This is a genomic window from Bradyrhizobium sp. JYMT SZCCT0180, assembly GCF_018130165.1.
In the GTDB taxonomy this organism is placed as follows: domain Bacteria; phylum Pseudomonadota; class Alphaproteobacteria; order Rhizobiales; family Xanthobacteraceae; genus Bradyrhizobium.
Genome location: NZ_JAFCLZ010000011.1, coordinates 180465 through 195035, shown reverse-complemented (window position 1 = coordinate 195035; position 14571 = coordinate 180465). Strand labels below are relative to the sequence as shown.

16 protein-coding genes, 1 pseudogene and 1 riboswitch are annotated in these 14571 nt (G+C 60.9%); of the genes and pseudogenes, 12 read left to right on the top strand and 5 right to left on the bottom strand.

The features are described 5' to 3' along the window. Positions 1–147: 147 nt before the first annotated feature. The 4 genes from JQ641_RS18090 to JQ641_RS18075 form a co-directional block, all read right to left on the bottom strand. Entirely contained in the window at positions 148–360 is a 213-nt protein-coding gene (locus JQ641_RS18090; RefSeq protein ID WP_192738120.1) for a dodecin family protein, read from the bottom strand. 192 nt (positions 361–552) lie between these two features. Beyond that, entirely contained in the window at positions 553–1074 is a 522-nt protein-coding gene (locus JQ641_RS18085) for a PRC-barrel domain-containing protein (RefSeq protein ID WP_211997325.1), read from the bottom strand. A 91-nt stretch (positions 1075–1165) separates the two neighbouring features. After that, positions 1166–1543, bottom strand: coding sequence for a PRC-barrel domain-containing protein (locus JQ641_RS18080; RefSeq protein WP_211997324.1), 378 nt, complete (start codon positions 1541–1543; stop codon positions 1166–1168). Between the two features lie 130 nt (positions 1544–1673). Further along, positions 1674–2261, bottom strand: a complete 588-nt coding sequence (locus JQ641_RS18075; RefSeq protein WP_211997323.1) for a hypothetical protein — start codon at positions 2259–2261, stop codon at positions 1674–1676. Positions 2262–2444: 183 nt separating this feature from the next. On the opposite strand from JQ641_RS18075, the gene JQ641_RS18070 reads away from it, so the two are divergent. Further along, positions 2445–3197 (top strand): response regulator, encoded by a 753-nt coding sequence (locus JQ641_RS18070; RefSeq protein ID WP_211997322.1) that lies wholly within the window; start codon positions 2445–2447, stop codon positions 3195–3197. 2 nt (positions 3198–3199) lie between these two features. Then, a complete protein-coding gene (locus JQ641_RS18065) occupies positions 3200–4525 on the top strand; it encodes an ATP-binding protein (RefSeq protein ID WP_211997321.1) in 1326 nt (441 codons plus the stop codon). Between the two features lie 68 nt (positions 4526–4593). Here the strand turns inward: JQ641_RS18065 and JQ641_RS38720 are convergent, their stop codons facing one another. Continuing rightward, positions 4594–5028: a hypothetical protein gene (locus tag JQ641_RS38720; RefSeq protein ID WP_349628584.1), complete on the bottom strand. Its 435-nt coding sequence runs from the start codon at positions 5026–5028 to the stop codon at positions 4594–4596. A 40-nt stretch (positions 5029–5068) separates the two neighbouring features. Between JQ641_RS38720 and JQ641_RS38880 the strand changes: the two are divergent. The 10 genes and pseudogenes from JQ641_RS38880 to JQ641_RS18010 all read left to right on the top strand — a co-directional run. After that, positions 5069–5473: pseudogene (locus JQ641_RS38880) on the top strand (transglycosylase SLT domain-containing protein); the annotation flags it as partial. A gap of 263 nt (positions 5474–5736) precedes the next feature. Then, positions 5737–5875, top strand: a riboswitch (TPP riboswitch). Further along, positions 5863–6876 carry an FAD-dependent oxidoreductase gene (locus JQ641_RS18050; protein WP_211997319.1) on the top strand — a complete coding sequence of 338 codons (1014 nt, stop codon included), beginning with the start codon at positions 5863–5865 and terminating at the stop codon, positions 6874–6876. Its footprint overlaps the riboswitch before it by 13 nt. Then, positions 6867–7064, top strand: coding sequence for a sulfur carrier protein ThiS (gene thiS / locus JQ641_RS18045; protein ID WP_211997318.1), 198 nt, complete (start codon positions 6867–6869; stop codon positions 7062–7064). Before JQ641_RS18050 ends, thiS begins: the two co-directional genes overlap by 10 nt. Before the next feature lie 178 nt (positions 7065–7242). Then, the gene (locus tag JQ641_RS18040; protein WP_211997317.1) at positions 7243–8025 is read left to right on the top strand and encodes a thiazole synthase; all 783 of its coding nucleotides are present in this window, start codon (positions 7243–7245) and stop codon (positions 8023–8025) included. After that, positions 8012–8620: a thiamine phosphate synthase gene (locus tag JQ641_RS18035; RefSeq protein ID WP_211997316.1), complete on the top strand. Its 609-nt coding sequence runs from the start codon at positions 8012–8014 to the stop codon at positions 8618–8620. The genes JQ641_RS18040 and JQ641_RS18035 overlap by 14 nt, the downstream gene beginning before the upstream one ends. 141 nt (positions 8621–8761) lie before the next feature. Continuing rightward, positions 8762–10678, top strand: coding sequence for a phosphomethylpyrimidine synthase ThiC (thiC, locus tag JQ641_RS18030; RefSeq protein ID WP_211997315.1), 1917 nt, complete (start codon positions 8762–8764; stop codon positions 10676–10678). A gap of 161 nt (positions 10679–10839) precedes the next feature. Continuing rightward, positions 10840–12396: a peroxide stress protein YaaA gene (yaaA, locus tag JQ641_RS18025; protein WP_211997314.1), complete on the top strand. Its 1557-nt coding sequence runs from the start codon at positions 10840–10842 to the stop codon at positions 12394–12396. A gap of 24 nt (positions 12397–12420) precedes the next feature. Further along, positions 12421–13464, top strand: coding sequence for a tRNA guanosine transglycosylase family protein (locus JQ641_RS38875; protein WP_211997313.1), 1044 nt, complete (start codon positions 12421–12423; stop codon positions 13462–13464). A gap of 92 nt (positions 13465–13556) precedes the next feature. Continuing rightward, positions 13557–13955, top strand: a complete 399-nt coding sequence (locus JQ641_RS18015) for a hypothetical protein (protein ID WP_211997312.1) — start codon at positions 13557–13559, stop codon at positions 13953–13955. A gap of 293 nt (positions 13956–14248) precedes the next feature. Then, positions 14249–14530, top strand: a complete 282-nt coding sequence (locus JQ641_RS18010; RefSeq protein ID WP_211997311.1) for a helix-turn-helix domain-containing protein — start codon at positions 14249–14251, stop codon at positions 14528–14530. Positions 14531–14571: the final 41 nt, after the last annotated feature.

The following is a 14571-nucleotide window of genomic DNA, read 5'->3' as shown; positions in this document are numbered from 1 at the left end:
TGCGCGTCTCGAACCATGAGGCCCGAACTGTATCCGCGGCCATCCTTCGAGACGCCGCTTCGCGGCTCCTCAGGATGAGGTCTGAATGCCCGGACAAAAAAGGGTGGGCACGGCGCTTGCGCGCCTTTGCCCACCCTACGCTTCTTCTCACCCTTCGAATTTGAACGAGACTTTCACCTTGGCGCGGTAGGCTTCGACCTTGCCCTTGGCGTCCAGTTGCAGATCGAGCTGCACGATTTCGGCGACGCGAAGATTGCGCAAGGATTTTCCGGCCCTCGCGACGGCCGCGGTCGCGGCCTTTTCCCAGGAGTCTTTGCTGGTACCGATCAGCTCAATCACCTTGTAGACGCTCTCAGCCATGTCGTCCTCCCGTTGATGTTACAGGCAGGACTTAAAGGTGCTCCTGCCGCGCCTCAGCCTAACATCGGGATTCGGGGCCTGATAGGATGCGGTGCAGCAATTGCACGCAGAGCGAGCTTCAGCAAAACAAAAGGCCGGGCGGCAATGATGCCGTCCGGCCTTTCAGATCAGTCGCGGCTTAAGATCGCGAGCTTAGTTGGTCGAATATTTGAACTCGCTCATCGCCTTCAGCTCATCCTTGGTCGCGCTGAGCACGGCGTGATCCGGATACCAGGGATTCGGCTTTGCCGCGGGCGTCGTGGCCGCCCCCGTGGTCGTGGTCGATCCCGGCCGCGCGCCGCCGCTGGCCGGCGTATTTGCGGCGCCGGTATAGGCGACAGGCTCCATCACGAACTTGACCTTGTCGAGCGGCACCGCAACCAGATGCTCGCCGACGCCGAGGAAGCCGCCAACGCCGATCACGACGGCCTTGATGTCACCGCTCTTGTCGGTGAGCAGGTCGTTGATCGAGCCGAGGCTTTCATTCTTGTCGTTGTACACGTTCAAGCCGACCATCTTCGAGGCGCGCCAGGTGCCCTGGAACGACGAAGACATGTCCGACGCTGTCGCAGGCGCCTTGCTCGGTTCAGCGGGAGTCGTCGGCGACTGTGCGAACGCGACAGATGCAAGCAACGCAGAGCCGGCCAGGCCGGCGATGGTATATTTGGCTAACATATCGGTTCTCCTCAGTTTCGAAATCGTGCTGAGAAAACCCGCCACATGTGCAACTGTTCCAGCGATTTAATGATGGAACACAGGAACGATTTCAGAATCCGCCCCAGTATGGCGGCATGCCGTAGTAGCGATGCAGTTCCGCTTCCTGCGCGCGATCGCCCCAATCGAAATCCTTGTCGGCGCGAAACGACGGCGCGCGCCTCAACTCTTCATCGTCGATGTCGAGTTCGTAAGCTTCGAATTTGCTGTTGTATCTTAGCCGGCCCCAGGGCAACGGAAGCAGGCTGGTGCCCATGCCCAGGAACCCACCGAAACTCAACACGGCGTAAGATACTTTGCCGGAGATCTTGTCGATCATCAGCCGTTCGATATGGCCGATCATGTCGCCGTTCGGTCGTCGCACCGCGGTGCCTTCGACACGGTCGCTCGCGATCAACTGATGCGGCTTGGTCATGACGTCGATTGGCATCGGACCCTCCACACATGAATCAAGGGCCTAACGTTCCAGCCGGTGGCCGGTTCCCGCACCGCAAAATGAGACAGCCACCCTTCCCTTTCGGCAAGGATGGCTGCGTCGCACGCTGCGCAGAGAAAAGACGTCAGCTCCGGTAGTCGATCAGCAGCGCCGTGAACGACGCACTGGTGCTCGATGTGCCCGAGCTGCCGGTCGCGCTGTAGCTCGTGGATGACGACGCCGACAGTGACTCCTGCAGCGTCTGCAGAAATTGCTTGAGAATGTCGTCGAGCGATGTGGTGCTCGAAGAGCTCTCATCACTCGAGGACGCGCTATCCGCGGGCGGCGGACCGCCGGGAGGCGGACCACCGGCGCCGCCGGGACCACCCGGTCCGCCAGGACCAGCCCCGCCGGGGCCATTGGCGAAGGCGGCCTTGAAGACGCCCTGCAATTCGGTGGCCTGCTCGCTCGTCAGCTTGCCGCTGGAAACCTGGCTCTCGATCAGATCGTCGATCTTCGACTTCATCTCCTCGGGCGAGGGCCTCGTGCCGCTGGCCTGGTCGCTGGCCCGGCTGGACTGCATCGCCGAGTCGATATCGGTCAACGCCGCCGACAGCGCATCCTTGTCCGACGAGCTGATGACGCCGGAATTGACTTCCGACAGCAACTCGTTCTGCAACTTCTGAAGGGGCGACTGGTAGGACTGGCCCGAGGCCGCCGAAATCGAGGTCATGATGGCTCCAAAGTTTCGTAGCAAGCGGTGGTAAGAGACCTCACGACCGTAGGGTTAACGGTCTTAACGAGGTCTTTGCAGCCGCTCCCTGGCCTGTTGCCCCGTATTGCCCGACTCCACCTGGAAACATTGCGAAACAAAAATCCTTCGCCGACATCCCCGAATCACCGACAAAAGGTCGACATGGCCCAGGCACAACCCAACATCCTCGTCGTCGAGGACGATCGCGAGACGCGCACGCTGATCGCGAAATATCTGCGCAACAATTCCTGCAACGTCACGACGGCGAGCGACGGCCGGGAAATGGCCCGCGCCATGACCGACCATCGCGTCGACTTGCTGATCCTCGACGTGATGCTGCCCGGCGAGGACGGTCTCAGCCTGTGCCGCAAGGTGCGCGCGACATCGCAAACCCCGATCATCATGCTGACCGCGCGCGGCGAGGACGTCGACCGTATCCTTGGCCTCGAGATGGGCGCCGACGATTATCTGCCAAAACCGTTCAACCCGCGCGAATTGCTGGCGCGGATCAACGCGGTGCTGCGCCGGCAGGCCGCCGCGCAAACCGCCAGCGCGGTGGAAGGCGCAAGCGTGCTGACATTCCTGGGTTGGCGGATCGACTGCCGGCTGCGCGAGCTGCGCAATCCCGAGGGCGCGCGGGTCGCCATGACCAGCGCCGAGTTCGACCTGCTGCGGACCTTCTGCGAGCGGCCCGGCCGCGTGCTGTCGCGCGACAGCCTGCTCGACCTCACGCAAGGCCGCAACGCCGGCTCGTTCGAGCGCTCTATCGACGTGCTGGTCAGCCGCATCCGCCGCAAGATCGAACCCGATCCGCAGGACGCCACCATGATCAAGACCGTGCGCTCGGGGGGCTACATGTTCACGCCAAGGGTTGAAGCGACAGGAATAGAGGCAGTGACCGCCGGCGGCAGGTGATCATGAAGCTTTTTGGCTTTTTGAATCTTCGCGGCATCAGCGGCCAGATCGCGGCCCTCGTCATCGTCTCGATCGCAGCGCTGCATCTGATCATCACCGCAGGTTTCTGGCTGCACCGGCCGGACCAGCCCGACCCGTCATTCGACCGCGGGCACGGCCAGCTTGTCAGCGCCGTCCAACTGCTCGGCGCGGCGCCCGCCTCCGAACGGCCGCGGCTGTCAGGCGACATCGCGCGCGCCTTTCCGCAGCTCGGCCTCCAGATCCTGCCGCCGGGCTCGCCGCCGGAGGCGCGCGAACCCGAGGGCCAGCTGCGCGGCCTGCAGCGGCGGCTCGGCCGCGATTGTCGCATTTTTGCGCTGCCGCCTGACGGAGACGTCCGCAAGATCGGCGTGGCCTTGCCGGACGGCGAGATGATTTCGACGAACCTGATGCCGGACCAGCACCGGCCACCCTTCCTGGGCGGGCCGTGGATGATGACGCTGCTGTTTGCGGTCATCAGCGTCACCCTGCTCGGCCTGTGGGCGGCCCGCGCCCTGACCGCGCCATTGTCGTCGTTCGCCAAGGCCGCCGAAAGCTTCAGCCTCAACGGCGCGGCGGCGCCGCTGCCCGAGCGTGGGCCGGAGGAAATCCGCTCGGTCGCACGGGCGCTGAACCGGATGCGCGCGCGCATCACCGGCCTGATCGACGACCGCACCAAAATGCTCGCCGCCATCAGCCACGATCTGCGCACGCCGATCACACGAATGCGGTTGCGTTCCGAGTTCATCGAGGACGAAACCCATCGCAGCCGCATGCTTTGCGATCTCGACCAGATGCGTTCGATGCTGGAATCGGTGCTGTCGTTCCTGCGCAACGACCGCAGGCTTGAATCGATGACGCTGGCCGACGTCGCCAGCACGCTGCAACTGATCACCGATCAATTCGGCGACACGGGACGCAAGGTCGCTTACGACGGCCCCGCGCATGCGATGGCGACGGTGCGGCCGGACGATCTGCACCGCAGCGTCACCAACCTCGTGGAAAATGCCGTGCGGTTCGGCGCCGAGGCGACCATCCGTCTTCGCGTATCGGATGACCAGATCACCATCGACGTCGAAGACGACGGCCCCGGCATTTCGGACGCGCAGAAGCAGAACGTGCTGGAGCCGTTCGTGCGCGGCGACGACGCCCGCAACATGGATGAAGCCGCGGGCTTCGGCCTCGGCCTTTCCATCGCCAACGCCATCGTGCTCGCCCACGGCGGCACGCTGTCACTGCACGACCGGCAGCCGCGCGGGCTGGTGGTGCGGATACAATTGCCCGTTCATCAGCAGAGCGTCGCGGCGTAGATTCCAGTTTTTGACGCGTTTTGTTTACGCGAACCGGAATCCACTTCGCTCGAAAACGCTATGGCTGGTTAAGCCGCCAGTGAATCCGGATGCGATTCCTCGTAGATCGCGACCGCCTCGAACTGATAGTCGCAGGCGCGGCAATACCACAGGAAGGACGTACGGCCCGCGTTGCTTTCGATCCAGTCGGGTCTTGAGATCGGCGTTCCGCATTGGGCACAGGGATTCTCACGGGGCAAATAGCTGGAATCCAATCGAGCCATGGCGCATCTCCCCTCGCTGATATTTTTTGCTTTGTATTTGAAATAGACAGCTTTGCTGTCGATACTGAACACGCTGTCGCGAGGTCTTTTAAACCTTCCTCGACTCATTTGCACGACAATCATGCTCGGGCGAATCGCCGCAATCCTGTTTGAACCAATCGCCGCAATGGCGTCGAATTTTTCCGCTATTGCCGGTCGATCCTCCGCAATAATCGTGATACGCAAACCGTTAACGCGCAAGTTGCGCTCGAGACTCTTTGATGAAGGCTTTGATTTGTTGATGAAAGCTTTGCTGAACCTGGCCGCGTTCTCCGTCGTGGCAACTTTTTTGGTTGCGCCACCAGCTGCAGCGCAACAGCGCGCGCAATATGAAAGCCTTGTCGCCGCCCATGCCAGCGCCAACAATGTGCCTGAAGCGCTGGTGCATCGCGTGATCGTTCGCGAGAGCAGATATCATCCGGATCTGGTCGGACGCGGCGGCACCATCGGGCTCATGCAGATCAAGCTCGCGACCGCGCGCGGCGTCGGTTACACCGGTGACGCGGCGGGCCTGCGCGATCCCGCCACCAACCTCGCCTATGGCGTGAAATACCTCGCCGGCGCCTGGCGCGCTGCCAACGGCAACCAGGACCGCGCCGTGCGCCTTTATGCCGGCGGCTATTATTACGTCGCCAAGCGCCAGCGGCTGGAACGGTTGAACCAGCCCGGACCGGTGCTGGCGAGCGCCCCGGTGGAGGCGACGGAAGCCGCTATTGAGCCGAAACGAGCTTTGAAACCGGCTGAAGCGTTCGAAAAGCCGAAAGCGGCGGTGACGCTTGTCCCGATCCCGAAGAAGCGTCCGAAGAAACTCGCCGAGGCCAAGCCGCAGGTTCCGCACCCGCCAGACGCCTTATCAGGTGCAAACGCCGCAAAGCCGCGTTGACACGCCCCCACATCGGCCTACATTAGACCTGTTCCGAGGGGAGCTCCGATGAGGAGCTGAGATACCGCAAGCTTGGACCTGCCAAATGGCACGGTTTGGGACCGCGGTGACCCTTTGAACCTGATCCGGGTCATGCCGGCGAAGGGACAGGGATGTTTCAGAGTTCGAGCCCGCGGGGGGATTCCTCCGTATCTATCATCGGCGCCGGCATTGCCGGCGCGTGGCAGGCGTTGCTGTTCGCAGAGGCCGGCCACGCCGTCACTCTGTACGAGCGCAGTGACGCCGGGATGACGCTGTCCACCAGCCATTGGGCCGGCGGCATGCTGGCGCCCTGGTGCGAGGCCGAGGCGTCGGAACCCGTGATCGGCCGGCTCGGCATCCGCTCGCTCGACCTCTGGCGCGAGCATTTTCCAAACACCCCGTTCAACGGTTCGCTGGTCGTGGCGCATCCGCGCGACCGCGCCGATTTCGAACGCTTTGCCAAGCTGACGTCAGGCCATGTCAGGCTGGACGCGCAAGGTTTGCGCGAACTCGAGCCGTCGCTTGAAGGCCGGTTCCGCGACGGGCTGTTTTACGCCGACGAGGGCCATGTCGAGCCCCGGCGCGTGCTGCCGGAACTGCACGCGCGTATCGCCGCGGCCGGCGGAAAAATCAAATTCGAGAGCGATGCCAGTGCGGACGACCTCGACGGCATCGTGATCGATTGCCGCGGCCTGGCCGCGCGCGATGCCCAGCCCGAGCTGCGCGGCGTCAAGGGCGAGATGATCATCGTCGAGACATCAGAGGTCGAACTGGCGCGCCCGATCCGGCTGATCCATCCGCGCTGGCCGCTCTACGTGATCCCGCGCGGCGACGGCAGGTTCATGCTGGGCGCGACCTCGATCGAAGCCGAAGACACCGGCGTCAGCGTGCGCTCGGCGCTGGAGCTGCTCGGCGCCGCCTACGCGGTGCATCCGGCATTCGCCGAAGCGCGCATCGTCGAATTCGGCTCGGGGCTGCGCCCGGCCTTTCCCGACAATCTGCCGCGAATCGCCATCAACGATGAAAAGATCGCCGTCAACGGACTCTATCGCCACGGTTTTCTGCTGGCGCCGGCGCTGGCGGAACTGACGCTTGGCTACGTCAAGCGCGGCGTGATCGACAATGAGGTGATGCAATGCGTGTGACCATCAACGGCGAGGCGCGCGAGATCAACGCCTCAAGCGTCGATGCGCTGCTGCGCGAGCTCGAATACGAAGGCACCCATTTCGCGATCGCGCTGAATTACGACGTGCTGCCGAAGAGCCGCTGGGCCGAAACGCCGATCAACAGCGGCGACGAGATCGAGATCATCACGCCGAGGCAGGGAGGGTGAGGATGGTGCACGCAAACTCTCTCCCCCCGTCGTCCCGGCTGCGCCAAACTCCGCTGTCATCGCCCGGCTTGACCGGGCGACCCAGTACGCCGCGTCCTCTCGATTCAACACCACGGCCTCTGGAATACTGGATCCCCGCTTTCGCGGGGATGACAACCCGTATGCTGGGAAATCGACCATGCTGAACTTCTACGGCAAAACCTTCTCCTCCCGCCTGCTGATCGGCAGCGCGCTCTATCCCTCACCCGCGATCATGCAAGGTGCGATCCGCGCGTCCGGCGCCAATATCGTGACCGTGTCGCTGCGGCGGGAAGCCGCCGGCGGCAAGACCGGGGATGCGTTCTGGTCGCTGATCCGCGAGCTCGACGTGTCGGTGCTGCCGAACACCGCGGGCTGCCGCAGCGTCAAGGAAGCCGTGACCACGGCCAAACTGGCGCGCGAATTGTTCGGCACGCCCTGGATCAAGCTGGAAGTGATCGCCGACAACGACACGCTGCAGCCCGACGTGGTCGGCCTCGTCGAGGCCGCCGGCATCCTGATCAAGGATGGCTTTGAAGTATTTCCCTACTGCACCGAAGACCTCGGCGTTGCGATGCGGCTGGTCGACGCCGGCTGCAAGGTCGTGATGCCATGGGCCGCGCCCATTGGAAGTGCAAAAGGCATCACCAACCGCGATGCGCTAAAGCTGCTGCGCGACCGGCTGCCTGACATCACGCTGGTGGTCGACGCCGGCCTCGGCGCGCCGTCGCATGCCGCCCACGCGCTCGAACTCGGCTACGACGCGGTGCTGCTCAACACAGCAATCGCAAAAGCCGCCGACCCCATCGCGATGGCGAATGCGTTTCGTCTCGGCGTCGAGGCGGGACGTACCGCTTACGAGGCCGGGCTGATGGAAGCCCGCGATTTCGCCTCCCCTTCAACCCCTGTCATCGGGACACCGTTCTGGCATGCCGTATCCTGATAAATTCTATCCCGTCGTCGACAGCGTCAAATGGGTAGCGCGGCTGACCGCGCTCGGCGTCGGCACCATCCAGCTGCGCGCCAAGGATCTCAATGACTCCGAGGCGCTGCAGATCGTCAGCGACGCGCTCGCGGTGACAAAAGGCACCGCGACAAAACTCGTGGTCAATGATTACTGGCGCGCGGCGATCGTGGCCGGCGCGGAGCACCTGCATCTCGGCCAGGAAGATCTTGCCGACGCCGATCTCGACGAGATCCGCAAGGCAAAGCTGACGCTCGGCATCTCCACCCACGACGACGAGGAACTGGCGACGGCGCTGCGCGCCGCGCCTGATTACATCGCGCTCGGGCCGATCTTCCCGACCACGCTGAAATCGATGCGTTTTGCGCCGCAGGGCATTCCCAAAATCACCGAATGGAAAAAGCGCATCGGCGACATCCCGCTGGTCGCGATCGGCGGCATCAAGTTCGAACAATCAGCCGAGATCTTTGCGGCCGGCGCCGACTCGATCGCTGTCGTCTCCGACGTCACCCAGAACACCGACCCCGACGCGCGGGTGAGGCAATGGCTCGGCCAGGATGCGAAGGCCGCGTGATGATGCTCACACCAATCACCGTCATTGCGAGGAGCGCAAGCAACGAAGCAATCCATCTATCACCGGGCCACAGCCCGATGGATTGCTTCGCTACGCTCGCAATGACGGAACCAACCAATCAGAAATTCAACGGAGGATAACATGAACATCCGCTCCAATCCCGACACCACCCTGCCCGCCGTCACCACCGGGCCCCTTCCGACCTCGCGAAAAATCTGGGTGACGCCCGATGAGGCGGCGGATGTCCGCGTTCCCCTGCGCGAGATCATTTTGAGCGAAGGCGCCGGCGAGCCGAACCTGCCGGTCTATGACACTTCCGGCCCCTACACCGATCCTGACGTCACCATCGACGTCAACGCCGGCCTGAAGCGCGCGCGCATCGAGTGGGTCAAGGAGCGCGGCGGCGTCGAAGAGTATGAAGGCCGCGACATCAAGCCGGAAGACAATGGCAATGTCGGCGCCTCCCACGCTGCAAAGGCCTTCACCGCGCACCACAAGCCGCTGCGCGGGCTCGACGGCCACATGATCACGCAGCTCGAATTCGCTCGCGCCGGCATCATCACCAAGGAGATGATCTACGTCGCGACCCGCGAAAACCTCGGCCGCAAGCAGCAGCTCGAACGCGCGGAAGCCGCGATCGCCGACGGCGAAAGTTTTGGCGCCGCAGTGCCTGCATTCGTAACGCCGGAATTCGTCCGGAGCGAGATCGCGCGCGGCCGCGCCATCATCCCCTGCAACATCAACCATGGCGAACTCGAGCCGATGATCATCGGCCGCAATTTCCTGACCAAGATCAACGCCAATATCGGCAACTCCGCGGTGACTTCGTCGGTCGAGGAGGAAGTCGACAAGATGGTGTGGGCGATCCGCTGGGGCGCCGACACCGTGATGGACCTTTCCACCGGCCGTAACATCCACACCACGCGGGAATGGATTCTTCGCAACGCCCCGATCCCGATCGGCACCGTGCCGATCTATCAGGCGCTGGAGAAGTGCGACGGCGATCCGGTCAAACTGACCTGGGAACTCTACAAGGACACGCTGATCGAGCAGTGCGAACAGGGCGTCGACTATTTCACCATCCACGCCGGCGTGCGCCTGCCCTACATCCACCTTACCGCCAACCGCGTCACCGGCATTGTCTCGCGCGGCGGCTCGATCATGGCGAAGTGGTGTCTCGCGCATCACAAGGAAAGCTTCCTCTACACGCATTTCGAAGATATCTGCGACCTGATGCGCAAGTACGACGTGTCGTTCTCGCTCGGCGACGGCCTGCGTCCCGGCTCGATCGCCGACGCCAACGACCGCGCGCAATTCGCCGAACTGGAGACGCTCGGCGAGCTGACGCAGATCGCCTGGAAGAAGGGTTGCCAGGTCATGATCGAAGGCCCCGGCCATGTGCCGCTGCACAAGATCAAGATCAACATGGACAAGCAGCTCAAGGAATGCGGCGAAGCGCCGTTCTATACGTTGGGCCCGCTGACGACCGACATCGCGCCGGGCTACGACCACATCACCTCAGGCATCGGCGCCGCCATGATCGGCTGGTTCGGCTGCGCGATGCTGTGCTACGTGACGCCGAAGGAGCATCTCGGCCTGCCGAACCGCGACGACGTCAAGGTCGGCGTCATCACCTACAAGATCGCCGCCCACGCCAGTGATCTCGGCAAGGGCCACCCGGCAGCGCAACTGCGCGACGACGCCCTCTCGCGCGCCCGCTTCGATTTCCGCTGGGAGGACCAGTTCAACCTCGGCCTCGATCCGGAAACCGCCCGCGCCTATCACGACGAGACGCTGCCCAAGGAAGCCCACAAGGTCGCCCATTTCTGCTCGATGTGCGGCCCAAAATTCTGCTCGATGAAGATCACCCAGGACGTGCGCGACTACGCCGCCACGCTGAACGACCCTGATAAACGCGCGGTCGCCGGCAGCGTCGGCATGTCGATGTCAGGCGTGATCGAGGACGGAATGGCGACGATGTCGCAGAAGTTCAAGGATATGGGCGGACAGGTGTATCTGGACGCGGAGAAGGTGAAGGAGAGCAATCGGGTGTTGTAGTCACACCCTCTCCTCGTCATGCCCGGGCTTGACCGGGCATCCATCGGAAATGTGGAAGGCCGGGCGAGAGCCCGGCCTTTTGCGTTATTGGCCTCCGTAAGCTCGACATACGTCGAGCCACAACCTAAAATAGGCAATGATTTGGGAGAGATAATTAGAAAATGCCAGGTTTGATTGTATTTCTACATGGGCTCAGGGGCAACGAACACTCCTGGGGGGCCGTCCCCGATTTCTTGCAAAGTGACGATTTTGACGTTGTAACTCCAACATACAACGCAACGATCGGAAGTCGCGCTGACGTCGAAATTAGCGCACAGCGCGTCCTTACTGAAATCCAGACGCGATTTCCTGAGCATAGTCCAATCTGTTTCGCAGGGCACAGCCTTGGCGGTTTAGTGGCGAGAGAAATCTGTAGACGCTTACTGCTGAAGGGACCAGACGATTTTCTGAACAAAGTTCCTGCTGTCATGACATTGGGGACCCCCCTTGAGGGAGCGAGATATGGGAACTGGCTCATCCGAAATTTGCCGTACGCTTCTCCCAAGATTCATCAGATCGCCACGGACGGTTACGCTTTTGAAGAGTATCGACAAGCCATCGCCGCGGCAAAGCAGCGCAAGGTTAGTCGACCAAAGCAACTGCACATTCAGATGGAGGAAGATGGCGTTATCGCTCGACAGGTGGAAGCGCGCTTTACCGAGGACGACCGCAGCGCTGCTGTGATAGGCGGGTCGCACAGGCACTTCGCCGACAACAACAAAGATGCGCAGTTTCTCGCTGATCTACTTCTAAGGCTAATTAGAGACACACAAAACTCTCTAAGCGCGCCGAGCATTCTACGCCCTGCCCCGCCCGTGGTGCATGATCTACCTGATCGACTAGTACTCATCGCTTGCTCGCATAACAAGCGTGACGGCGGCAACCGCGGACTCGACAATCTACGACCAGTCGCTTGGATAAACGAACAAAATCTCCGCCAACGAATCATCAACAAAAGAACCTACATGTACAATATAGTCAAAGATATAAAGCTCGCCGACGGATTCGAACGCGGCGGCAATCGCGGATTTCAACCCGCGAATTTGACTCTTCAGCACGGTCCTGACCTGGGCGGAACAAAAATTCTAGGGGAAGATATCGCTTACCTCCCTGCTTGGAATCGGTACAACGGACGAATTTATGGACCTGTAACCCAAGCATCGTGGAACACTTACTTTGGCAATAAGAACAGGATGCGCGTACTGATAATGTCCGGCCTCTATGGATTGATCGAGCCCGAGGAAATGATTCAGAATTACGACGTGCATTTGACCGACACTCACATCGACTCTGGCTTGTCAGCCTCATCGATGTGGTCTGAACTTTATACCGAAAGCCTAGAAAACTATGTCCGGCACGCATATCGGACTCGAAAGGTTCATATTTATAACTTGCTCTGCGATCATAATTACGTTGACTGCATAAGATGGCACAAACTTCCTCGCTCGCAATGTTCAGTGTTCCATTTGGCCTCTCCTGATTTTGAAGACGTCGACCTTCTTCCTCCGGCTGGCGTCCTCCTAAATTCTGTTCTCGCAGACCCGCAACTGCTAGAGACGCTCGATGTGAACGATCGTGACAAAAAGCAGTACACGATGGCCGACTTCGGCGCGGCACCACAAGGCTTAGCTGACGCGAGAATTATTTTTGAATCGCGAGTAGGCAATAGTAAGAACTGATGCTTAAGCCAGTGGAATCAATCGTTGGTTAAAGCGAGAGGACAGCCACCCACTGTTTGGCTCGGGCAGAGCGTAGATACGAGCTGCATTTGCTCAACTCATCCAGAACTGAGCCACAAGCCGTTTCTGACGAGCCTTGGATGCGCTATTCGCCGTCCCTCACTCCACCAAACTCATTTTAACGGACAGCTAAAAAGCAAGCTCGGTGTAACGGGCCCCCTCATGGTCGACTCCGGGGGATTTGCATTACTCACGAACCCAACCGCGAGGTGGACCTTACGTGAAGTCGCGAGAGCCATCGAAAGAATCGAAGCGGACGTCTTTGTGAACCTTGATTTACCTCCAGCAAAAGGAGATAGCGCTGAAGACCGTAAGCGAAAAATCATAAAATCGACCAAGAACTTTAATACGCTATTTGAGAGATTTCCGGACAAGACGATAATGCCAGTCGTCCACGGTCGTACAATTTCCGAAATTGAGTTTTCCGTGCGTCTCCTATCAAAACGATATGGCGAACTAAAATGGATCGGGCTCGGCGGAATAGTACCGCTACTGCAACACCGAAATGTTTCGAGGGAAATTTCCTTGATGGGAGCCGAAGTTTTCATTGCAAGAGCGCTGGAAGTTATTCGTAGTTCTAATCCACGCTCTCAAATTCACGCGTTTGGCGCTGGTGGAACTCGGACCTTTCCTGCGGTATTTGCGTTCGGCGCCGACTCGGCCGACTCGATTGGATGGCGTCAAGCCGCCGGATTTGGCTCGATCTTTCTTCCAATGAAAAGTCAACGGACGGTCAAGTGGAATGAGGATAGACCAGCACCTAGAAAGCTGTTGGACGGTAGTGACATTGCTCAACTCGCAAGATGCGCATGTCCCATATGTATCTCGGTCAGCTCAATCGATGACAAACTCTCACTACTGCGAAATGGCTTTTACAGCCGCTCTATCCACAACGCGTGGACTATTACTCAGCAGCATAAGTACTGGCCGTCGACACGAACTGCAATGCGGCTGTTCGTTGCGAACGGTGGGCTGGGAGCGCAGTGGGCTAAGGCTTGCAGCGCGTAGGACGAATTAGCCAGCGTAGCCCGGATCAGCGCAGATCCGGTGATCGCGACAGGTATCGCTGCTCATACGGCAACACGAAGCAGGACCAGAAAATGACCGACGATCTGACTGGCGTCTGGGACGGCACCTATATTCAGCCGTCAATTGGCATGGTCACGTTTCTGACGACGCTCATCGATTCCGGTGGCGCGCTCGGAGGAAGCGTGACCGAACCTTGCATGACATCAGGCTGCCCGGTGAGCACCCACAACGCTTCGATTTCAGGTCACCGATCCGGCAGCGCGGTTTCGTTCGTCAAGACGTACGAACCGCCGGGCTACGGCTATGACAAGGTCTTCTATGAAGGCGCGGTCAATGCAGACGCCACGGAGATCAGCGGCCGCTGGCGATTGCCGGGCGCCACGCTCTCGGGGACATTCTTGATGGTCCGCTCGAGCAAGACGGCGGAAACGACCGCAGCCGAACAACAGGCTAGGGAGCCGGTGCGCTAGCGGGCGCGGGAAGCCATCGTAGCCCGGATGAGCCCAGTGACATCCGGGTGGGAATCCCGCATATCGCGGAGCCTGCCATCGGGCGCGAATTCGCGACGCGTTGGCTCATGCGGGCTACACACCCGGAGCTCCAGAACCTGGCGCTCCAACCAGGAGTAGCGCAGACCCTTCCTTCCCCCCGTTAGGATTTCGTTAACCATTTCCGCCCACCTTCCCCTCAGCGGCTTGGGGGCCGTTGATTCCTGATGCTTCTGCTCCGTGTTTGGGGGCTAGCGTTGATCGGGAGGTGTTGTATGTCCCAAGAGTTTCGTGCTCATTCCGTTGAGCAGTCCTTTGCCGGCGCGCCGGAGTTTACGTCGCCGCATCCGCACGACCTTGCGCCCCATGAAATTGTTCCGATGCTGATCGGTTCCACCGTCGAAGCGGTCGAGCGCGAGCTCGTGGTGCAGACGCTGGTGCGCTGCGACGGCAATCGCACCCGCGCCGCGCGCGTGCTCGGCCTTTCCGTGCGCACGCTGCGCAACAAGATCCGCCTGTACACTACCGACGGGCTTGATGTTCCCGGGCCGGAGTAGACGGCAAGTGTAGGGCGGATTGGAGCGAAGCGTAATCCGCC